The following is a 20631-nucleotide window of genomic DNA, read 5'->3' as shown; positions in this document are numbered from 1 at the left end:
TGTCATCTCCGTAATCAGCGACCGAAGCGCACATCTCAATCAGCAGCCAGGGCGCCCCGGAGAGCTGGGCGGCCACTCCCACCGAGCCACGTCCGACAAGGCGTTGTCAGCCACACCCGGCCCTCCCGGGCCGCCCAACAACTTACGGAGATGTTGTGCTCCTCTTTCCAAGCTGGCAGTTCGGTCTGGCCGCGTTCACGGCGGTGCGGGATGAGCAGGCCGGTGCCCCGGTAGCCGCCGTCCGCGATGACCGTGGCCCGGCCGACGGCGGCCTTCGCACCGGAAAGTTCCCACGCCTTGCAATCGTAACGGGACAGTCCTTAGTGAACACCGTCGGGACGACAGGATTTGAACCTGCGCCCCCTTGCCCCCCAGCGTTTTCCTCCCGCCTTGGTACCTCCTGCTTCTGAATCCCCCGTCAACTCCCTTGGGCGCCGTGCACCACCGACGTCAAGTGCTACGCGAGTCGCGCACCTAGCACGGCCGGCGCTGTCAGCTCCGGAGCCAAACCTGCAGGGAGTCGTAGTCATAACCCTTGCCGACGTGGAGTCTCGCGATCCCTTCTTGCCTCAATCGGTCGGATTCGGTGCTCAGAGGCCCCTCTGAGGGCGCGGGACGCTGACCGAGCCGATTACGCATCACGACCAGTCGAGGTCGCCGTCCGCACCGAGCTGGTCGACAACCAAGCGGTGCGCTTGTTGCACGACGTCACCTATAATATTTCTCTTCTCTCTCCGCGCTCCACGGCAGCTTCGCCCAGCGGAGTCGAGGCAACCAATGACGAGTCGCCCCATTCCGGTGCCTTGCTCAATTCGACGTTCGGGCTCGTGCTCGGGTAGATGGGGTGGATGAATTCGCCGGGGTTGCGGCGAATCACGCGAAGAAACCAGGGGGGACGGCGGGTGCTTCGAGCTCGCTATGACCAGCGTGTGTTGGCACTCATCGAAGTATGCGGCGGGGAGCGTGACTGGCAGGCCGCGGAGAGGGTGTTCGAGGCTCATGGCTGGCCCGTTATCGGCCACGTCCCGCGTGGGGAGGGTCCTTCGGCAAGCGCGCTTGCTGCCGATCCCTCCATCCGCCTCTATCAGGTCGAGGTGCGGCTATTCGGCGCTGCCAGACGAACGTGCAGAGGCGCAACCTGGCGGGTACGGCAGGCCGCGAAGGCAGCGCGCCTCGAAATGTACGTCCGCCGAGCGGATCGAGTGGACCGGGACCGCGAGTTGTTGCCGGAGTGGCGCGTCCACACCACTGCCTACCGACGTCGGCTTATACGCCCGCACCCCACGCCCCCGGCCGGGCCATGGGCCCGTTTCCGGACACGGATCGAGCGGTACGCTGCGAGGTGGGGACGCTATGACACGGGTTCCACGGTGTCAGGCACACGTAGGGAAGCGCTCCTGCTGGCCCGCCTCGCGGTTCCGGACCGATCGGCTTCCCGTACGGACGTAGCGGTACGTCCCCTGGACGGACGGTGGCGCCGGCCGGGTTCGATGTGGCCCGAAGAGGAACTTCAGCGTCGGCTGACAAGCCTCGTAGTCTGGGTGACCGTCATGACTTCCTGCGTGGTCATGGCCAAGAAGAGCACGGAGGTCGGACGGCTCTTCTGGACTGCGTTGGCAGCCACGTCCTTTGCCTCGGTACTGCGGGCCGGGATCAAACTGAACCGCGGCGGCCGTCGGACCGAGGGTGTCGGCGTCGCCGTGCTGCTCACGCTCCTCTTTCTCGCCATGGGCCTCGGCCTCCTCAGCAGAGAGGGAGAGGGGTGGACTCGCTCACAAGCTCTGCTGGGCCCTATGGGGGTAGCCGTCATCTACGGCCTGTGGTTGCTGGCACGACAGTGGACGTGGGGCGAGTGGGTAGCTTGGGCGGTACCGCTGATCGTGTCAGCAGTGCTGTCATTTCTTGTGCCAGTGGGTTCGGTACTGCACGCCCTGTACGCGGACGGTCTGTCCCTGTCCCCTGCGGACCTTGACGTCCCTGTGGTGTGGCAGGTCGTGTCGGCCATGAAGTTGCTGACCTTTCTCAGCTTGGTGCTCATTGTCCCCGCACTTTGGGGGGTGGCCAAGCATCACCACTACGTGCGGCCCGGAGAACAGTTCAATGGCCTGCTGTATGCCCTCGCTCTCGTACTTGTCCTGGGCGGGGTGGGCTCTTTGGCAATGGGTTCGGCGTCCCGGGCCGTCCAGCGGACCATTGTGGCAGCGAAGGAGGGACGACAGCCCCCGTCGTATTTCGGCGTGGAACCCGAGTGGACGTGCGTGGAACCGACCGTACCCCAGGCCAAACTGTCCGGGGAGGGTGGATACCTCGTGCCCCGGCGACCCTATCTGCTGTTCGGAGTCGCTCGGGGCAAGGCAGTGCTTTGGAATACGGACACCGAAGGGCCCCTCAAGTTACCGGCCGCCGACATACGACTGGTGCCGACGAAGACAGCACATGATCGGTGCGGTGGGAAGGGGCGTTGACGTCCAGGCTCAGTCCCCCATGAAGACGATCCTGCGCTGCCGGCCTGCGGTCCCCGCCACGGATGAGGCGCTCGAGCGCCCCGCGGGGACGGCGCGGTCGCGTCCCCAGGCGCGAATCTCCTCGATCTGCTCCGGGTTGGTACGGCTCAGCGGAGAGGTGTTCGCGAAAGCGTCCTCGACGAAGGACGGCCGGAGGTTCTCCGAGCCACCGCCCAGGTGCACCTCGGCGCCGACCTCATGGAGGGCGGCCTCGATGTCGGCGCCCGCGAAACCCTCCGAAGGGTCGACGAGCCGGGCAACCTGATCGGGATCAGGCTCGGCCTTCACATATCGGCGGTAGTAGAGCTCGACGATCTCCTTGCGGTCCTGCTCGTCGGGGAGGTCGACGAAGAAGAGCTCGTCGAAGCGCCCCTTGCGCAACAGCTCGGGCGGTAAACTCCGCACCTCGCTCGCGGTGGCCACGACGAAGTGATTCCGCGGCGCCAAGATGGCCAGCGCAGACAATGCCGTGATCTTCACCTACGCGATGTGGCTGCTCGGCCGCGTCGATGCCCAGCAGCTCGCCCCGGCAACGCCACTGGAACGCCCTACCGGATGCCTGGGAGCACATGGCGTACGAGGTCTTCCTCGCCGTTCCCCGGAGCCTGATCGCCGCCGTGGTACGTGACGCCTTCGTCCGACCCAGCGACAGCGCCTACCCAGCCCCCATGCCCGCCGCGCCGCCCACACCTCCGCGAACTTCTACCAAGTGGATTCGCGTCTCCGACCTCATCGACGCCAACCTCCTGGAACCGGGAACACGTCTGACCGCGAAGCCCGAGGGAATCGGGGCCGAGGCAGCCGTGGACGAGCAAGGCAGCATCGTCGTTAACGGCCAGACGTACGACTCGCCGTCCGCTGCGGCGAGGGCCGTCGGCGTACAAGCCAATGGCTGGACGTTCTGGCTTGCGCACCTTCCCGCCGGCGCGGTGCTCCTCCGCCCACGACGTCGCCCTGGCGGTGAGCTTGGCGCGGGGCGTGGCGTAGGGCTTGGCCTCGGTCCAGGTCCGACGAGCACACGCCGGTTCGGGACACCGCCAGATCCGCTTGCGCCATCGCACCCGCACCGGCCGTCCGAAGCACGGAGCGTCGTGCAGCAGCTGGACTCGGCGGCCGTGGCCGATCGCGACCACCCCGCAGTCAGGACAGCCAGTGAGGACGTCGTCGGACTCGACCTCGAGCAGCACGCTGCCGTCCTCGCCGGTGGCCACATCGAGGACGTGCATGCCCTCGACGCCGAACAGTTCATCAGCCGCGGACCCCACCGGCCAGGAGACGGCGACGGCCCGCAGGCACACGTAGAGTGCGCCAACGTCAGGGTCTTTCAGGAGGAGCAGCTTGGCCGCCGCCGATCGTGAAGGCCCTGACGCCTTCTCAGCTCGCTGACACCCCGAGCAGCAGACCCAGTCGCGGGCCCTTTCTGGGTGGCCCTGAACTGCAGCACCACTGTCGAGATGCGGGGGAGATTGCCACCTCTCCCGCGGATTACTTTGACGAAACGGTCTTGATCTCGGTCGCCGGTCATCGAGTGCCGGCACCCGGCCGCGTTCACCGATTAGCGGCCAGCACTGCCGCGAGGCCTTCTTGCAGATCTTTGACGAAATACTCGGGAACCTCCAGCGACGGGAAATGTCCCCCGATTTCGGGGGACCTCCATCGGACGATCTGTCGGTACCGCTCCTGGGCCCAGGGGCGCGGACACTTCTCGATGTCGCGGGGATACATAGTGAGTGCTGACGGGACGTCGACCCGAAGTTCGGGATCGAGCGAGTTGTGGCTTTCGTAGTAGATGCGGGCCGCCGATGCGCCGGTCCGCGTCAGCCAATAGAGGGTGACGTCGTCAAGAATGCTGTCTCTGGAAATCGTCTCGAACGGGCTGTCTTCGGTGTCTGACCACTCGGCGAACTTGTCAAGGATCCAGGCAAGAAGGCCGACCGGTGAGTCGACGAGCGAGTAGCCGATGGTCTGCGGTCGGGTTGCCTGCTGCTTCGCGTACGCCGCGTGGTGGCGCCAGAAATCGCGGGTTTCCTCGGTCCACTTGCGCTCGACCGCCGTCAGCCCGTCGGTTGTCAACCTGGGCGGTCCCTCCGCGAAGGTTGTGTGGATGCCGAGAACGTGCGCCGGGAACCTGCCGCCGAGGACCGTGGTGATATTACCTCCCCAGTCGCCGCCGTGGGCTGCGAACTTGCTGTAGCCGAGCCTTCCCATCAGTTCCACCCATGCGGCCGCGATCTTTTCGGTTCCCCACCCGGTGGTGGCCGGCTTGTCGCTGTAACCAAAGCCTGGTAGCGACGGGACCACGACGTGGAACGCTGGCGCGTCTGCATCTTTCGGTTCTGCCAGCTCGTCTACTACATCGATGAACCGAGCAATGCTGTCTGGCCAGCCGTGCGTCAAGATCAGAGGAGTGGCATCTGCGCGCGCGGATCGGCGGTGCAGGAAGTGGATTCCCAGATCATCAATGGTCGTGCGGAACTGGCCGATCCGGTTAAGGCGCGCTTCGAACGACCGCCAGTTGTACCCGGTGCGCCAGTAGTTGACGACATCGACGAGGTCGGCGAGAGGAACGCCCTGTTCCCATCGGCGAGGGCCGGGCGCGGCGCGAGAGACCGTCTCGGCCTCCGGTAGCCGCGCCGCGGCCAATCGCGCGCGCAGATCGTCGAGGTCAGCGTCAGTTGCGCGGGCTTCAAATGCTTGCACGTCGCGGGTTGGACGGGGCATGAGACCTCCTGGCCGTCGCGAACCGGCTGCGAACTATCACGAACCGGCTAAGACGGTTCTAGCATGTCATCATGTCAGCGTGCAACCAGCTAAGGTGGTTCCATGCGTGCTGGGTTCCCTGACTTTCGCCTCGGTAACGTGCTAGCGACCAGCTTCACGGCGACTCTGACGGAGCGTCATGGCGACGCTGTGGAGCGCATTCCCACGCCGCACCGACTCGTCGACTGGCTGGCAGTGAACGGCCTCGCCGTGGACTCCTGCACCACTGCCCAGCTCGACCTCGCTCGGGAACTGAGGGAGTCGATTCACGTCGCCGCGACAGCGGCCGCGGTCCAGGACGCTCTCCCTGCGTCTGCTGTCCAAGTCATCAATGACTGCAGCGCTCAGGGTCGGGCCGCGGCTATCCTGACGCCCGAGGGTAAGCGGCGATGGCGGCTCAGCTCGGCTTCCTGCGTGGAAGATGCCCTCAGCGTGATCGCCGCCGACGCGATCAGCATCATCGCAGGCGAGCGAGACGGAAAATTGGCCTTGTGCGCATCGCCAACCTGCCAGGCCGCCTTCTTCGACACCAGCCAAAGTCGCACCCGCAAATGGTGTGACATGAACACGTGCGGAAATCGTCAGAAGAAGGCGCGCTTCAATGCCAAACAGCGCAAAAACCACAGATCAGCGGAGTGATCGTTACCTCGGTACATCCAAGTGGGCCTACACCTGCGACACATCTGTCGCGTTGGGTGCACCCCAACGGCACTACTAGCAGCTCATCTCATTTGGTGTTTTCGGTAGTCTCCACGGGTGGGGATCGTGGAGCGCTTGGTGCCGGATGAGTTGTGGGAGCTGTTCCAGCGGGTGGTTCCGCCGGCTCCGGTACGGCCGCAGGGCGGCGGCCGCCGTCGGCATGGCGATCGGGAAGTGCTGGCGGCGATCGTGTTCGTGGCCACGTCAGGCTGTACATGGCAGCAACTGCCGCCGTCCTTTGGCCCGTCCGGAGCCACCGCGCACCGTCGGTTCAGCGAGTGGAGCAAGGCACGCGTGTGGGCCAAGCTGCACCGCCTGGTGCTCGACGAGCTCGGCGCCCGGGGCGAGCTTGACTGGACGAGGTGCGCGATCGACTCGGTGAACATGCGGGCCGTGAAAAGGGGGACCTGACGGGTCCGAATCCTGTCGATCGAGGTAAGTACGGCTCGAAGATCCACCTGGTCACCAACCGGAACGGTCTGCCTCTGTCCGTGTGCATCTCCGGGGCCAATACGCACGACAGCCAGGCGCTGGTGCCGTTGGTGACCGGCATTCCGCCCATCCGTTCGCGCCGCGGACATCGACGCCGCAGACCCGCCAAGCTCCACGGTGACAAGGGCTACGACTACGACCACCTGCGGCGATGGTTACGGGCCCGCGGCATCATGCCGAGGATCGCCCGCAAAGGTGTCGACTCCAGCGAACGACTGGGCCGCCACCGCTGGACCATCGAACGGACCATGGCCTGGCTCACCGGATGCCGACGTCTGCACCGCCGCTACGAACGCACAGCCAGCCACTTCCTGGCATTCACCAGCCTCGCTTGCACCCTGATCTGCTACCGACGACTCACCAAATGAGATGAGTTGTAAGGGCCATCCGCCGCCTTCGATCGTGAAGGCCCTGACGCCTTCTCAGCTCGCTGACACGCCGAGCAGCCCTCTACCCCACAACCACGCTCATCTGGGAAGGGCCCCTTGACCCCGTGCGACGCGCCTTGACGCCCTGTTATCCATAGTCCCGCTGCGTTCAGATAGCGCAGGTCAGGTCCTGTTTCACTACCACCAGAGTGACACCTTCTGCCGCCTCGTGACACCCAATCCGTGAGAGATCTGTGAGGGGCAGGTGAGAAGCTGCGAGGCACGGCGCGGCCGTCCAGGCAATGCCGCTCCCGCACTTGCTCCGCCTTCATCGTGATCATTCAGCACCTACCGGTGACGCACCGTTCCTCGCTGAAGGACGGAAACGACACCTTGATCCCCATGGCACGACCGCCGCGATGCGCATACTCGGACTCCGCGTCGATGCCACCCATGGCCGGTTCGTACAGTTCGTGCCAGCCCACTCTGGCACGATGCCTTTATGGACTGGGGATGGGATGAGGAGCCACATCCGCTCGCCAAACGCCAGCCGGACAATACCGATCTTGAGGTTGGCGAACTTCCGGAAGTTATCGCTCTCCACGAGCAAGGCGTACTCCAGGCTGGGTGGCGGGTGGGAATTTCTGCCGTGCTTGTGGCCTCCGCAGCGCCGCACCTGGGTGCCGAACCGCTCCGCGCATTACGAGTGGCACCTCCGCAAGTCACAGGTTTCGCACGCTCCGTCGGTATGAGACCTCTGCATTTCTGGCCTGCAGGTGCCCTTCGTGGGGAGGCACTGCAAGCCGAGGTTCCCCCCGCCTCTACCAACACGACGACCGATTGATCGGCAACACCACGAAGAGGGGATGACGCCAGCTGGTCAGTTAGATTTGCGTTCCAGCAGCTTCGCCAGTTGCTCCGTGGCGAAGTACACACCAGCATCCTGCGCCTGGCGTAGCGCGAGCTCCGCCCCTGCGATGTCGCCGCGTTGATGCCGGTGATCGGCGAAACTCAAGAGCAGGTTCGGGTGACCTTCGCTGATGGCCACGGCCAGGAGGTGTTCGGCTGCCTCTCGCTCGCCTCGGGCGGCACGAGCTCGTGCGAGTACCTCAAGAAGGTCCACAGAACGGGCAGCCAACTCCTCGGCCTGTCGTGTCCGTCCACTGGTCTCCAGAATGCGCACGAGATCCCTCGCCGCGCTCTGGTCCCCCTCCTCAAGAACACGCCAAAAGAGCCTCTCCGCGCTCTTGAGATTGCCTTCTTCCTCCCTCAGTCTGGCCAACTCGGCCAACGCATGACGCAGACCAAGGTTGTATGCCCTCCAGAACAGGCCGGCAGCCGAGTGGTAGTCACCCCTGCTACGGCGGATCATTCCCAGGCCTCGCAGGACGTTCGTCTCGCCGAGGGAGACGGCGATTTCACAGTAGTGATCAGCCCGGGCAGTGTCCCCCTCTTCTTCGTAGACCCAGGCGAGTTCGCGGGGGGCATTCGTGTCGCCTGCGTTGGTGGCGTGCAGGAATACCTCGATCGCCCGAGGCGTGTCCTTGTACCTATAGGTCCAGGCAAGCCCGGTGAAGGCTTCGGTGTTGCCTGCTTTGAACGATTGCGTCGTGAGAAGAAGGGCGCGCTCGTGCTGGCCGTCATCGGCCAGCAGACGGGCCTGGTACTCGACAGCCCGTGCGCCGAAGAACCCGGACTTGACGGCAGCCTCGTTGAGTTCAGCCGCCGCCAGGTCCTCTCCGCGTCGCGACAGCACGGACGCGAGCCCCACTACGGCATCAACCCTGCCTTTGGCCCCCGCAGCCTTTCGGTACCACAGTTCCGCCTCGTCGAGTCGTTCCTCACACTCGTACCGCCAGGCAACGGCAACTTGAGCCTCGGCATTGCCAAGCTCGGCGGCTAGCTCGTAGTAAGACAGTGGATCCTCGTCGTCCCTGCCATGCTCGCCGATCCATCGGGCGAGCGTGTAGAGGGCCGCGCCCTCGCCCTCCTCTGCTGCTGCCAGGGCCAGGGACTCAGCATCCATCACCCTGCCGCGGTCAAGAGCCGCACGGCTCAGAGCAACTCTGTCCCTCGCGCCAGCGGAATACTGTGCGGCCGCAGACCAGAATTCCTCTCCCGGACACACCAGCTGCCGATGTCTCCTTGCATACAGCTCGACGAAGTCCGAGAGCCGGTAATGGCTTGGTTCCTGCATATCCGTCAGGGAAAAACCGGGGACCGGTGCCAACGGTCCCCGAACACCCCGACATGGGGCCGACAGGTACTCGGCTGCTTGCCGGAACCAGTGGGGTTGTGCCAGATCACGCTGCAACGAAGTGAGGTAGGCCGCCGCCGCAGCCTTGAGGAAAGCGTGGGGCAGATCGAGACCGTGGCCCAGTCGACGAGCGTCCATCGCGGCCTGCAGCACCGCGCGGGCGGCGGGAGACCCAGTCTCGTAGCGCTCCAGCTGAGCCGGTCCGCCAGCCAGAAACTGGATGACGTGTCCGCTCTCGGCAAGGCGTGCGGCCTGCAGCATCCTTCTGTCCGTTTGCTCAGACGCCATGAGAGCTGAGACCTCGTGCTCACTGAATGTTTCCGGCACTCGAATCCAGCATCTGGCCAGCAAGGCTTTCGTCTGCGGGCGTTCGCTCCCTGCTTCTGTGGTCATCGTGGACCAGTGCTCATACCAAGCTGTGCCAAGAGCAAGCACGGGTGCGTTCCTGGGGCTACGGAGCAGCTCGGCAAGCCGGGCTGCGACTTGTTCGTCTCGATCGGTGTCACCTGAGAGGAGATACCGATTGATCTCGTTGAGCCACAGGACCGTTCGAGGGGTCAGTGAGTCAATCGAACCGAGCAGATCGTCATGACCGGTGGGATGAAACAGCCGCCACTCCTCGGGCAGTCGCTGGATCGCTTCCCACGCTGCTCGGGACTTCCCTGTGGAGGAGTCGCCAAGAAGCACCTTCATGACGCTTCGCCCTGCAAGGGCCTGGTCCACCGCAGTGTCGAGTTCGTCGTCAAAAGGGCGACGGTAATACACGGGAAGAGGGCTGTCCTGCGTGTCGTGGTCGACGGTGATCGCCTCGTGGACCTCCAGGCTGAACGGGTCCGCGGCGGCGAGGGAGATCCCCACATTGCGCGAACCTCCCGAGGACACGAGCTCTCTCAGTGCGTCGTTGTCACAGAATCGGCAAGCCGCGTCGTCCCCGAAGTATCGGGCTACGATGAGCGGCTGGGCTCGCAGCAGGCGTGCTAGGTGCTCCGCGTCCCAGATCTCGCCCAGGGTCAGGTCCGGATGACTGGCCTGATAGCGATGGGCCAGGTCGCGCACCTGGGTCCGTGTCCCCTTGCAAGCGGTGACGATAATCAGGCGCGTTGCGCCGTGGGGACGCGGCCCATGAACGAAGGTGTCCAGGGCCTTTCCCGCGCTCGCCTCCGTGAACTTGGCCACCTGCTTGACCTGGAAGGCGTACCACCTGCCGTCTGCTGCGCGCCCGGCGATGTCGATGCCGCCCTGCGCCTGGCCCGGCGTTCCGTAGCGGTGGCATGGCGACAAACGCTCCGTCGCCTGCACGAGTTCCCACACCAACCGCTCGAAATCGTCCCAGGGCAAGCCATGGAAGGGGAGGGAGTCGATCTTCTTGTCGATCACCACAGGCTGCCGTGAAAACTGAGCCACGCTACCCCCGCTCGATACATGCGTCACTGTCCAGTGCACAGGCTAGACAGAGCGGCTGACACGTCATTCGACCCCGTCAGTCCGGCTAACTCACCACGGCGATGCGGCCCCCCTCCCCCCTCGCCACGCCGCCGTAAGGAATCGTGTCCTCATCGACGGGCTCACCCGAGCGCATCGTGCGCAGGAGGTCAGGAATCATCCATTAATCGACGATGTGATCGCTTTGCAGTACCAGTATCTACAAGTCCTCTAGGGACCAAGACACACGCGTTTGCCGACTGGGGCGGCACGCACCATAGGATTGGACCTCTCCAGAGAAGCACTGACGCATGCTCGGCGCATCGCGGGCAAAGTTGGCGCGGACATCGAGTTCGTCCAGGCCGACGTCTATGAGGCCGTTGAGGCACTGGAGGGCTGGCAGTTCGACGTGATCTACACTGGCCAAGGCTCCCTGTGCTACTTGCCGGACCTGCCCGGCTGGGCGGACGTCGTCCATGCGCTCCTGCGGCCCGGCGGAATGCTGTACCTGGTGGAGTTCCACCCGCTCCTTAACCCGCTGGGGCCGGTTCCGCGTCCGGAGAGGCAGACGCTGCAGCTCCGGCATGATTACTTGGCCGGACGGGGCGCCCTCAAGGAGGACACGACTCGCACGTACACCGACGGGCCGCCCGTGCACGGCGCGACAATCAGTTACGAGTGGCGACACGGAATAGGCGACGTCGTCAGCACGCTGGTCGGTTCGGGCCTACAGGTGGACTCGCTGCGCGAAACCGACCTTGCCCTGGAATCGCTTCGACACGATGGTCCAGTCCGACAACGGGCGGTGGCGCCTGCCGGAGGTCGAGCCGAAGATACCGCTGCTCTACGGGACCTTCGCGTGATCAAACCGCTGGCCACCGATACCCCGGCCTTTCATAACGGGGCTGAGGGGCAGGCAGTCACTGATGTGGGATGCGTGATGACTCCGACGGTGGCGTCATCATGCTCTAACGGCTCGACAAATAGCGTTATGTGAGAGCGCATGGAGGTGCGCTGTGCCCACACCCGGCTGGCCCCCCGATGCGGCGAACGGTAGCTGAGGTCATCCGGATTTGATCAGGGTGCAGATCGTGATGGTCACTAGTAGGGCTAGGTCAGGTTGGTATTGGCTCTGGCATGTCACGGTGACGGGTAGGGCAAGCACCGGTCCGGAGCGCGAGGAGTAATAGTTCGCGGATGACCTGGTAGAGGCTCAGGTTGGCAGCGTTTTTGTGAGGATCGGGTCAGTCGCTGGAGGGTTCAGAAGATGTGGACAGCGAAGACAAGGGTGGCGTGGTGGTGCAGTCATTCCAGGGGCGACCTTTGAATTGGGCCGGGCCGAAGGCCTGCTTCATCTCTCGGTGGTCGTGCTCGATGCGCCAGCGCGGCTTCGCACTGCGCGCCAGGGTGACCAGCGGGGTGGTGTCGGCAGGTTGGAGCCCGGACTACGGGGTGGGCCTCCTTCGCCGACCATTCGGTCAGCAGCCAGCATGCGGGTAGTTCCGGGCCGTCGACGATCTTGCGGATCAGCGCCCGGCGGGCCGGACCCGCAGGGCATACGGCAGTAAGTGCGTTTGAAGTCGCTGCGGTCGGTCGGGTGCCGTGAGCCCTCCCGCCATTGCACGGGCCCTGCCCTGTGCTTCCCAGCCGCGATGACCAGCTCCTTCACGCCCTTCGGAGCCTCGGGGTATGCCGGTGCCGACAGGCGGCCGCGGCCGTTGTAGGGAGTGTGCGGCCGTGCGTCTTCCTGGTGGGCGGTCGCGGTGGTGGAAATGCCGCCCTGCCACAGCCGCTCCCCACCGAGGAAACGGCCTCCGACCTGAAGAAACGCTGGTCGGGACGACAGGACTTGAACCTGCGGCTTGGGCAGCGACGCGTGCGCGCTGATTCCGTTGCTGCCCGGCGCTTCTCCGGCCGGGCGTGCAGGATCCGCTCGACAGCGCCCACAACTCGTCGTCCACGATCCACGGCCTGTTGCTTGCGCCTCTACGAACGGCCGGATCGTATCGGCCACGCCCTGCCAGTGACTCTCACCAAGATCGTGTTACGAGCTCTATACGCCGTGGAGGACGCTCATCCCCGGTGCGCATCGCTCACGGAGTGCGGACAACTCGTCTGGTGGCAACCGGAGGGAGGCGCCGCGCTTGCCACCATCGAGCATCGTGCGTCCGGCCTCCAGCCAGTCCGGGACTGCAGCGACGCCGATGAAGTCGGCCAACCGAGAGAGTTCTCCATCCGGCTCTGCGACGAGGTCTTCGTAGGCGAGCGTTGTTCGCATCTGCGCAGGCACCTGTTCCAGGTACGTCATCCCCTCGATGATCAACCCGGACCACAGGTGGCCAAACCTGGTCAGGGGCATCGGCCGGTCGAGCACCAAGCGGGAATCGAACCGGTCACCCAGCAGTGCTGCCAGGTCTGGTGGCAGCTCCCGGACGTGCTGCGGGGTGAGGTCGGTCAGGGACTCGACCCCGGACCGCTCGCGGATTTCGCGTAGTAGGGAGATGGTGCGGTAGCCGACGTGGCGGCTCATCGATACCGCGCAGTCCGGCCCGTCCCGGAACAGGTGGACGAACCTGGCATAGGGGAATGCCGTCCGTAGTCGCGGTATCCAATGCAGGGAGTAGCCGGAGCGCTCCACCACCACGTTACGGTCGTACTTGGTGCAGAGCAGGTCGAAGAAAGCCGCCCGACGGCCGATGTCATCGCGGAACTGATAGCTGAGATTGGTCCGTTATGGCAGGAGTGGCACCAAGCGAAACTCGCCTCCCGGACTCGGCGGCGCGCTGTGGGAGCCGGGGCCAAGCACAAGCCCGTCTTCGTCGACCGGCTGCCGGCCACCCCGGTGCACCTACGCCACGGCACCACCCACCACGTGTTGGCCTGCTAGGTCGGTGTGGATCGCTCTACCATCACCCGTGCCCTCGGTGAGGTACGGCACGCTGCTGGCCGAGCACGGCTGCACCAAAGCCTCAGGGCGTCGTCGTGACCTCCTGCGTCAGCGAGCAGTCTGAAGCGTGAAGTCGGTTGCCTGAAGGCATCGGCAATCCCGCGGGGTCGCTACCCTCTGTGGTCAACGTGCAGCTCATGCCACTTTGTCTGATACCGGCGGCGGCCGGGCCGGGAACGGATGGGCGGGATGCCGCAGACGAGCAGCATGATGGCCTTGCTGTCGTGAAGGTTTGCAGCAGAGACACTGCCGAGAACAAGGGCGTCGACAGTCGTCGACGACACCCCCTACCGCGGTAGGAGACTGCGTCCCTCCACCGCCGTAGGGCGAATGACCCGCAGGTCAATCAGCCGGCAAGCCGCCCATGAGCGTGCAAGCAGCAGGCGTGACGACACAGGGCCCGGGCCTCTGAGGAGGCCCGGGCCGTTGCAAGGGCAGTGTCATGCGGTAGCACTGTGCGCCAGCGCACGGGCCTTGGCCGCCCACTCCCCCATCCTCGCGATGGCGGAGGTCAGTTGCTTTACCGCGGCGGCGATCTCCTTCACCGGCTTGCGGAGGTGCCGGCTCACCCGGACCATGGCGCCCGCCGAGGTGCCGAAGGAGCCGATCTGCGCCAGACCGTCATGCGCGGCCTCGTCCAGGGACATCAGCTGCTCCAGGAACTCCGCCGCTCCCTCGCCGCGCTCGTCGGGCGGCGTCATCTCGATAAGCCCCAGCGCAGCCCGCACCCCGCTGTCCAGGGTCGCCATTCGCTCCGCGAACGCGGCGGCGACGGTGTTCAGTTCGCCCGCCGGTGCGCTGATCGTCTCCGCGTACCGGGCGACGGCGGCGAGCCGTGCGCTCATGGGCGCGTTCGCCTGGGTCAGATCGAGCATCTCGGTGCCGGACTGCTCGGTCAGCGCTCCAATCGTCTCGATCGTCTTCGTGATCGCCTCCATGTCGGCGGCCGTCTCGTCCAGCCCGTCCTCGATCACGGCGAAGTCGTCGAGCAGACCGGGCGAGTCCTCGTCCTCCCCCTTCCCGCCGTCGCCGACCTCCGAGGCGGAGGCCGTTCCGTTACCGGTCTGAAGTCCGCGCAGCACCCGTGCCGGCGTGAGGAGTTCGAAGCCGTCCCGGAGCCCGGCCTCCAGGGCGCTCTCGATCTCCTTGCGCGCTCCGGCCAGATGGCTGCGCGTCCGCTGGTAGCGGATCGTCCTGATCGACGCGATGTCGAAGGGCAGCTGCCCGGCCTCCCCGATGTGGATCGTCGGCTTGCCGGTGATGTGCCGCAGCCCCAGCTCGTACATCACGTTGGGGTTGCCGCCGCTGACGTCCGCGACGACCAGGTCGGACTCGACGACGTGTTGGCAGATCTGCTCGTTGATGTCACCGGCGTGCGCGATACCGTCCGCGCGCACGGCGCTGATGCCGTACTTCTCGCAGGCAGGGGCGATCACCTGCTCGAAGATGCCGAGGTGGTGCTCGTACGCCTCGCGCTCGGGGCTGTCGTGCGCGGCGTGCGGGTCGCCGATGGGGCCGACGACGAAGCACCTCCGGGGCTGGTCGGACTCCTGTCGGAGCGTCTGTGACGTGATCATGCGGGAACCTCCGATGCGTCAGCGTGAATGTCGTGGGGGCAGGCTGTAGGCGCCGCGGCGTCCTCCAGAGGGACGGCGTACACCGGCCGCTCCTCGATGCCGAGGGTGCGCAGCAGGTAGGCGGTGGGGATGCGGTAGCGTCCACCGACCCGCAGCACGGGGCATGGGAAGGAGCCGAGGCGGATCAGCTTGTACGCCGTCGCGGGGCAGATGCCGAAGGCGCGGGCGGCTGTGCGCAGGTCGACGCTCAGGGGCAGGTCGAGGGCCTCCGCGAAGCCGAGCGGCGGGCCGGACCGCCCGCTCACCGCCGGGCTCCCGCGGGACGCAGGACCAGCGTGCCGATGAGGTCGGCCTCCTCGTGACGGCGGGCCCGGAACACCAGGTCGGGCAGGTGGGCGCCGGTCCGCCGGCCATCTTGCCGGGGGCGCGGCTCGGCGAAGCGGAGCGTGGCGTACAGGCCCTCGCGGCGGGGCGGGGGCGTGATGTGCACTTCCCATCCCTCGGGCGGGCGGGGCCGTTCCTCCGGCGGGGCTGTGGCGTTGCGGGCCTCGGCGAAGGCACCGATGTCGACGACGGGGATCTCCCGCGTGACGCGCTTCGCGTAGGCCCACATCCGGTTCACAGCCTCCTTGATCAGGAGGCCGCCCGTGTCCGGACCGTCCGGGTCCGCCACGTCGAGGGCAGCGAGCACTGCCAGGACGGCCTCCGCCTCCAGATCGGCCCGGCCGAGCCACCGCCAGCGGCACAGGATCCGGTGCAGGTTCCGGTACAGCCCGGGGAGGGCCAGCCAGACGACGAGCAGCCGTCCGACGCCGTCGCCGTTCCGCGGCTCCCTCAGGGCCTCGGTGACAGCCTGTCGCCAGACCGCGGCGCCCAGCGCCGTGTCCCGTCGTGGGCCGTAGAGCGCGCTCCTGCTCTCCTCCGGGGAGAGCAGGACCGCACGGGAGCCGACGTGCACCGTGAGGGACGGCCGCGTCGCGCCGGGCGGTCCGAGGACGCCCCGGTCGATCCGGGCGAAGACGCTCCCGGGTCCGGTTGATGTCATACCTCCTCCATTCCGACCTCATCGGGCCGGAGGTACGCCAGGGCGGCGGCGGCTCGGCCGCAGGCACGTGCGAAGTCGGTCAGGGCCGACCGCACAGCCGCGTGCCACGTCACACGGGCCGGGTGCGCCGTCCCGTTCCGGCGCCGGGACCGTGCGGCGGGCGAGGCGGGCGGGTGGAAGTGAATGCCGCCGTACACGGCGTGGCCGACGTTCACCCCGTAGTCCGCCCACTGGCTGTCGCCCCGCTCGCGCCAGGGCGGGGTCTTGTAGGGGGCCGTCACCGGGCGGGCCCGGAGCTGGCTTGTGGAGGGGGCACGGGCAGGCCGACGGTGAGACCGCCGACGACGTCCCGACCGACGGCGGCGCCCTGGTGGACGTACTGGGACAGGGTCGTCCGGCTCGGGGCGCCGGCGTCCGGGGAGGGCTTCGGCTCCGGCGCCTCAGCCAAGGCCGACCGCACGTCGTCCGGCGCGTGGCCCGGCACACGGATCCAGCCGTAACCGCCGAACTCCTTCACCTGCACATGGGCCCGCACGTACTGGGCGGGGTCGAGGTCCAGCCGTCCGGACCGCACGACGTCCTGGTACAGCCGGTCCGACACGATGACGGCGAGATCCGCTGCTGTGAGGGTGGCGAGTACCGTCTTGAGCTGGGGCGCGTTGACGTAGCGCGCCACGGCGACCGGGGCCGGGCCGGCGTGGCCGAGGGCGGCGTCCGCGACCACGCCCGTGTCCACGGCCATCCGCAGCCTGACCCGCTGGGCGGCCGGGCGGGCGTTGCGGTCCCCGAGGCGGACCGCGAGATGGTGGACGAAGGGGCCCAGCACGGCATGCTCCGGCGTGGCCTCGGGGAGGACGGCGAACTCCAGGTCGCCCTGCGGCTGACGCGTCCAGGCTGCCCGGTCCAGCCCGGTCAGCGCCGCCGCCTCGTCCAGCGTCCGGACCAGCTCGGACTGGACGGCCGACTGTGTCCGGGTGTCGAGGCGGCTGTACTGCTCCACGTCCGCGGCCAGGCACAGCCGGCGGTGCGGCAGGTCGTCCGGCGGCCGGGGAGGAGAGATCTCTTTCATGACAACTCGCCACCTTCCAAAGGGGTTGGGTGCAGTGCACGCCAACTGTGGGAGGAAGTAGCGGGAGCAGTCGAGAAAGCCGCATTAATGCGGCTTTCTCGGCGTGGACCTAGGCGGCCGGCACACTCAGCAGGGCTGCCTCGCGCAGACGGGCCATGTCCCGAATGGAGGTCTGCCGGAGGCCCGTGGTGATGATCTCGTCCTTCCGTAGCTGGGCGAGAGCCTTGTGGACGGTGTGCGTAGTGGAAGCGGTGAGGGCGGCGAACTCCGACTGGGACAAATTCACGTCAATGTGCATCCTGTTCCAGTCGGGCCCTCTGAGCGTCCACTTGGCCCGCCCGTAGGACTCCGCGAGTTCGACGAGGACGCGCGCCAGCCGGACCGGGACCGGGTATTCGCCCAGCTCCAGCCGAAGGCGGTCGGCTCGGCGCAACCTGCCGCAGAGCATGCGGCTGAGGGCCAGTGACGCATCGGGGTGAGCGAGGAAGAACGGCTCCAGTTCGTTGCGCGGGACGACGGTGGCGGACACATCGCCGCAGGAGGTGACCGTGGCCGATCGGGGTCCGACACCCATCGCCGCCACCTCTCCCACGACGTCCCCGGCGATCCTGATGTCCCTGAGCAACACCCGGTCACGGTCCAGCCGGACGGTCACCTTCACCAAGCCCTTGTGGAGGACCACCAGCTCCTCTGCGTGGTCGCCCTCGTGGATCAGTACGTCTCCCACGGCGTAGCGGCGTCGAGTACCGAGCCGGGCGAAGGCCGCGCGGGCTTCGGGCGACAACGTGTCGAGGAAGGCCGCGCGACCGTTGGGGTTCGAGCCTTGCATCATCTGCATAGCACAGCACTCGGTCACCTCGGCGACGAACGTTTCCGCCCAGTTCGCCGGTGCGCCGGACGCACGCCGGGGCGCACGGCGGCGCACGGCCGCATCTTGTGAGCGGAACCGGGCGGGCCGGTCCCGTTCAGCTCCGGTCGGAGTCGTTGATCGCCTCGGCCACGCCGTAGGACCCGAGGAGCAGCAGCTGGTCCAGCAGATCGAGGATCTCGGACCGGAGCCCGGGTGAAGATGCCTGGACATACGCGCGGACCAGCAGGCGGCCGATGTGGCGGGCGTCGGCCGCCGCACCGCGGGCGAAGTCGGCCGAAGCGGCTCCGAACACCGCGACAAAGCGCCGCACGCATGTCAGGACCAGGTCGTCGACCCGGTCGGGGGCGTCTTCGAGCGTGATCAGCAGCTGAGGCAGGGCAGCCCCGAAGGCGCGGGAATCGATCAGTGCGGTCAGTGTCCGTCGGTGGGGCCCCAGACGTCGGCCGCGCAGCGCGGAGGCCACCGTGGCGGCGGCTTCCCGCACGTCCTCCTCGGGGTCGTGGAAGAACCGGACGAGTGCGTAATGGGCGAGCGCCGCGTCACCGGTGTTCAGGAGGCGCTGGGCGCACACGTCGGCGGCTCCCTGCCGTTGTGCCGTGTCGTTCCCGGCGAGCACCTTGGCCAGCAGGTCAGGCGTCTCCCACTCCATCGCGGCCAGCGCGGCGACCTGGCCGCCGACCCGGCGCACCGGCGCCACCGGGGAGTGCAGCATGCGTTCCGTCAGCGGTCCGGCCGACGCCGGGTCTCCGTGCATCAGGGCAACGGCAAGGCGGGGAACGTACGGTGACGCCAGCAGGTGGTCGGGGGCCTGGACGAGCACCTCGAAGGCATCGGCCGCGGCCGGGCGGTCGTGACGGATCGCGGCATGCAGCACGTGGGCCACGCACGCCCGGACGTCGAGGGAGGGGTCGGCCGCGAGTCGGCCCAGGTGGGGGACGATCAGGGCGGCGCGGGACCCGTCCGCGTCGTGGACGAGCAGATCGCCCAGGCTCTCGGCCGCGCTGCCCCTTACGGTGTTGATCCCGGCGGTGAGCAGGTCACGTGTCACGTTGCCCCCGTCCGCGCCGGGCACATGCGCGCTGGACAGATCGTCGGCGTCGCTCGGCTCGCCCGAGTCGAGAGCGTGGCTGAGGAGTGCCTCCACCAGGTCGAGCGGCACGTGGTCGAGGTACTTCCGCAGAGCGTGCCCCAGCCACCGGTCCTGCTCCGGCCTGCCCCTGCCCGCGAAGTGGCGCACCGCCGCGAAGACGATCTCCGGATCGTCGTACGGCTCGGCCTCCCCCATGCCGAGGAGCAGCGAGGCACCGTAGGCCGGATGCGTCCCGGCGTCGATCCGCAGGGCGAGCCGCGCGAACCGACCAGGGTCCGCCACCGTCATGCTCCGCAGCACGTGGGACAGTTCGCGCGCCCCGCCGGTGTGGGTCGCCCAGTCGGTTCGGTCCCGGCTGTGCTTCCTCATGGCCCTCAGCCACTGGTCGTCACTCATGTGCTGGGCCGCTTCCGCCGGGATGGGCGGTCCGACAAACCCACCCGTCACCCCCTCCGGTTCGTCCGGCTCCCGTAGGTCGCCGTGGGCCCGGCGGAGTTCTCCGAGCCGGCGCGTCGCCCGCTTGGACAGCCGCCCTTCGGGAAGCGCCGTCAACAGGGTGAACTCGTGCCAGGGCGAGAGTTTCTCCTCCGGGGGAAGGCGCAGGTGGAGCAGGGACTGCTCCAGCCGCCCGAAAGTGTTGTCGGGCAGGGCGCCGCCGATGGTGCGGAGGACCTCACGGGCGCCCCACACGGCATTGGCGGCGTAGCCGGACAGCAGACGGTGTCTGCCCTGGAGAAGGATTTCAGCGGACCACGGGGCGAGGTCGGGTCCCCCCGCGGCCAGCGCCTGGTAGAGCAGCCACTGCGCCGCTTCGTACGGCTCGCTCACCAGGTGTTCCACGAGCTGACGCGCTCGCGCGGCGTCCCGGCCTGCCGTACTCCGCAGAGCTTCGACCGCGCCTTGCAGCAGGGCGTCGCCCAGGTCGCCGGGGTCGTCGCCGGGATGGCGGTGCGAGAAGTGGCGGTCATGGACGGGTCGCCCCGTCCGTACTGGATAGGCGGTCAGGCTCATGACGGCCAGTAGGACCGGCAGCACCCGGACGCAGAACTCCTCCGGTGCGCCGACAGCGGCGGCGGTCACCGTCTTGAGCGCCGCGTAGTCCCGGTTCAGCAGTACCGCCACGCTGCCTTGGTCGTCGAGCCGGAGGGCGTCCGGGCGTTCCGCCAGCAGTGCGCCCAGCAACTCGAGAGCCCAAGGGGTTCTTCGGCCGCCAGGTCGCCCGCCGGGGCCCAGAGGGCGTGTTCGACGCCGGTGAAGAGGCCCGCTCGCACGCCGTCGAGCAGGAGGTCGAGGAGCGGTCGGCTGCCGGCAAGGCGGGCGTGGGGGACGATCCGGATCAGCCACGCACCGTACCCGGGGTCAGCGGCGTGCGGTTCCAGAAGGCGGGCCACTCGGTCGGGCAGGGCATCGGCGACCGCCACTAACAGCCGTACCGCCCAGTCCTGTTCCCTCGTGTCGGCGCTGTCGAGCCAGTCCTCGAAGACCCCCTCGTCGTCCCCGCGACGGAACCAGGCGGGCATGCCGAGCATG

General features: G+C 67.2%; 15 protein-coding genes and 5 pseudogenes. 5 read left to right on the top strand and 15 right to left on the bottom strand.

Going from position 1 to position 20631, the window contains the following annotated elements:
* Positions 1-86: 86 nt before the first annotated feature.
* Positions 87-314, bottom strand: a pseudogene (locus ACTWQC_RS19380) (IS5/IS1182 family transposase); the annotation flags it as partial.
* A 1254-nt stretch (positions 315-1568) separates the two neighbouring features.
* On the opposite strand from ACTWQC_RS19380, the gene ACTWQC_RS19375 reads away from it, so the two are divergent.
* Positions 1569-2465, top strand: coding sequence for a hypothetical protein (locus tag ACTWQC_RS19375; RefSeq protein ID WP_443316971.1), 897 nt, complete (start codon positions 1569-1571; stop codon positions 2463-2465).
* A 9-nt stretch (positions 2466-2474) separates the two neighbouring features.
* Here ACTWQC_RS19375 and ACTWQC_RS19370 read toward each other — a convergent pair whose 3' ends face one another.
* The gene (locus tag ACTWQC_RS19370) at positions 2475-2951 is read right to left on the bottom strand and encodes a hypothetical protein (protein ID WP_443316970.1); all 477 of its coding nucleotides are present in this window, start codon (positions 2949-2951) and stop codon (positions 2475-2477) included.
* A gap of 62 nt (positions 2952-3013) precedes the next feature.
* Between ACTWQC_RS19370 and ACTWQC_RS19365 the strand changes: the two are divergent.
* A pseudogene (locus tag ACTWQC_RS19365) lies at positions 3014-3403 on the top strand (GmrSD restriction endonuclease domain-containing protein); the annotation flags it as partial.
* Between the two features lie 177 nt (positions 3404-3580).
* Here ACTWQC_RS19365 and ACTWQC_RS19360 read toward each other — a convergent pair.
* Together ACTWQC_RS19360 and ACTWQC_RS19355 are read right to left on the bottom strand one after the other, a co-directional pair.
* A pseudogene (locus ACTWQC_RS19360) lies at positions 3581-3730 on the bottom strand (hypothetical protein); the annotation flags it as partial.
* A gap of 322 nt (positions 3731-4052) precedes the next feature.
* A complete protein-coding gene (locus ACTWQC_RS19355; RefSeq protein ID WP_443316969.1) occupies positions 4053-5225 on the bottom strand; it encodes an epoxide hydrolase in 1173 nt (390 codons plus the stop codon).
* Between the two features lie 102 nt (positions 5226-5327).
* Here ACTWQC_RS19355 and ACTWQC_RS19350 point away from each other — a divergent pair, with 102 nt between their 5' ends.
* Both ACTWQC_RS19350 and ACTWQC_RS19345 read left to right on the top strand, forming a co-directional pair.
* Entirely contained in the window at positions 5328-5903 is a 576-nt protein-coding gene (locus tag ACTWQC_RS19350) for a CGNR zinc finger domain-containing protein (RefSeq protein WP_443316968.1), read from the top strand.
* Between the two features lie 123 nt (positions 5904-6026).
* A protein-coding gene (locus ACTWQC_RS19345) for an IS5 family transposase (RefSeq protein ID WP_443316983.1) occupies positions 6027-6823 on the top strand; the annotation gives its coding sequence in 2 pieces (ribosomal slippage) (positions 6027-6372 and positions 6372-6823; 798 coding nt in all).
* An 880-nt stretch (positions 6824-7703) separates the two neighbouring features.
* Here ACTWQC_RS19345 and ACTWQC_RS19340 read toward each other — a convergent pair.
* Entirely contained in the window at positions 7704-10460 is a 2757-nt protein-coding gene (locus ACTWQC_RS19340) for a tetratricopeptide repeat protein (RefSeq protein ID WP_443316967.1), read from the bottom strand.
* 273 nt (positions 10461-10733) lie between these two features.
* Between ACTWQC_RS19340 and ACTWQC_RS19335 the strand changes: the two are divergent.
* Positions 10734-11365, top strand: a pseudogene (locus ACTWQC_RS19335) (class I SAM-dependent methyltransferase); the annotation flags it as partial.
* 1190 nt (positions 11366-12555) lie between these two features.
* Here the strand turns inward: ACTWQC_RS19335 and ACTWQC_RS19330 are convergent.
* From ACTWQC_RS19330 to ACTWQC_RS19285, 10 genes and pseudogenes are all read right to left on the bottom strand, one after another.
* On the bottom strand, positions 12556-13146 hold the full coding sequence (locus ACTWQC_RS19330) for a hypothetical protein (protein WP_443316966.1): 591 nt from the start codon (positions 13144-13146) through the stop codon (positions 12556-12558).
* 440 nt (positions 13147-13586) lie between these two features.
* A pseudogene (locus tag ACTWQC_RS19325) lies at positions 13587-13694 on the bottom strand (IS5/IS1182 family transposase); the annotation flags it as partial.
* A 195-nt stretch (positions 13695-13889) separates the two neighbouring features.
* Positions 13890-15026 carry a hypothetical protein gene (locus ACTWQC_RS19320; protein WP_443316965.1) on the bottom strand — a complete coding sequence of 379 codons (1137 nt, stop codon included), beginning with the start codon at positions 15024-15026 and terminating at the stop codon, positions 13890-13892.
* Complete coding sequence (locus tag ACTWQC_RS19315) at positions 15023-15331, bottom strand: helix-turn-helix domain-containing protein (RefSeq protein WP_443316964.1); 309 nt, start codon at positions 15329-15331, stop codon at positions 15023-15025. Before ACTWQC_RS19315 ends, ACTWQC_RS19320 begins: the two co-directional genes overlap by 4 nt.
* A complete protein-coding gene (locus ACTWQC_RS19310; protein WP_443316963.1) occupies positions 15328-16071 on the bottom strand; it encodes a hypothetical protein in 744 nt (247 codons plus the stop codon). Before ACTWQC_RS19310 ends, ACTWQC_RS19315 begins: the two co-directional genes overlap by 4 nt.
* Complete coding sequence (locus ACTWQC_RS19305; RefSeq protein WP_443316962.1) at positions 16068-16352, bottom strand: hypothetical protein; 285 nt, start codon at positions 16350-16352, stop codon at positions 16068-16070. Before ACTWQC_RS19305 ends, ACTWQC_RS19310 begins: the two co-directional genes overlap by 4 nt.
* Positions 16349-17140, bottom strand: coding sequence for a hypothetical protein (locus ACTWQC_RS19300; protein ID WP_443316961.1), 792 nt, complete (start codon positions 17138-17140; stop codon positions 16349-16351). Before ACTWQC_RS19300 ends, ACTWQC_RS19305 begins: the two co-directional genes overlap by 4 nt.
* A gap of 109 nt (positions 17141-17249) precedes the next feature.
* The gene (locus ACTWQC_RS19295; protein WP_443316960.1) at positions 17250-17972 is read right to left on the bottom strand and encodes a Crp/Fnr family transcriptional regulator; all 723 of its coding nucleotides are present in this window, start codon (positions 17970-17972) and stop codon (positions 17250-17252) included.
* A 133-nt stretch (positions 17973-18105) separates the two neighbouring features.
* Positions 18106-20223, bottom strand: a complete 2118-nt coding sequence (locus tag ACTWQC_RS19290; protein WP_443316959.1) for a hypothetical protein — start codon at positions 20221-20223, stop codon at positions 18106-18108.
* A complete protein-coding gene (locus tag ACTWQC_RS19285) occupies positions 20208-20630 on the bottom strand; it encodes a hypothetical protein (protein WP_443316958.1) in 423 nt (140 codons plus the stop codon). Before ACTWQC_RS19285 ends, ACTWQC_RS19290 begins: the two co-directional genes overlap by 16 nt.
* Between the last annotated feature and the right edge of the window lies 1 nt (position 20631).

It is taken from the genome of Streptomyces sp. 8N616 (assembly GCF_052246385.1).
In the GTDB taxonomy this organism is placed as follows: domain Bacteria; phylum Actinomycetota; class Actinomycetes; order Streptomycetales; family Streptomycetaceae; genus Streptomyces.
This window is presented reverse-complemented; position numbering and strand designations above follow the sequence as displayed.

Coding starts and splice junctions, on each gene's coding strand:
- ACTWQC_RS19375 (WP_443316971.1), top strand. CDS start 1,569: ATGGCCAAGAAGAGCACGGAGGTCGGACGGCTCTTCTGGACTGCGTTG.
- ACTWQC_RS19355 (WP_443316969.1), bottom strand. CDS start 5,225: ATGCCCCGTCCAACCCGCGACGTGCAAGCATTTGAAGCCCGCGCAACT.
- ACTWQC_RS19350 (WP_443316968.1), top strand. CDS start 5,328: ATGCGTGCTGGGTTCCCTGACTTTCGCCTCGGTAACGTGCTAGCGACC.
- ACTWQC_RS19320 (WP_443316965.1), bottom strand. CDS start 15,026: ATGATCACGTCACAGACGCTCCGACAGGAGTCCGACCAGCCCCGGAGG.
- ACTWQC_RS19310 (WP_443316963.1), bottom strand. CDS start 16,071: ATGACATCAACCGGACCCGGGAGCGTCTTCGCCCGGATCGACCGGGGC.
- ACTWQC_RS19300 (WP_443316961.1), bottom strand. CDS start 17,140: ATGAAAGAGATCTCTCCTCCCCGGCCGCCGGACGACCTGCCGCACCGC.
- ACTWQC_RS19295 (WP_443316960.1), bottom strand. CDS start 17,972: ATGATGCAAGGCTCGAACCCCAACGGTCGCGCGGCCTTCCTCGACACG.
- ACTWQC_RS19285 (WP_443316958.1), bottom strand. CDS start 20,630: ATGCTCGGCATGCCCGCCTGGTTCCGTCGCGGGGACGACGAGGGGGTC.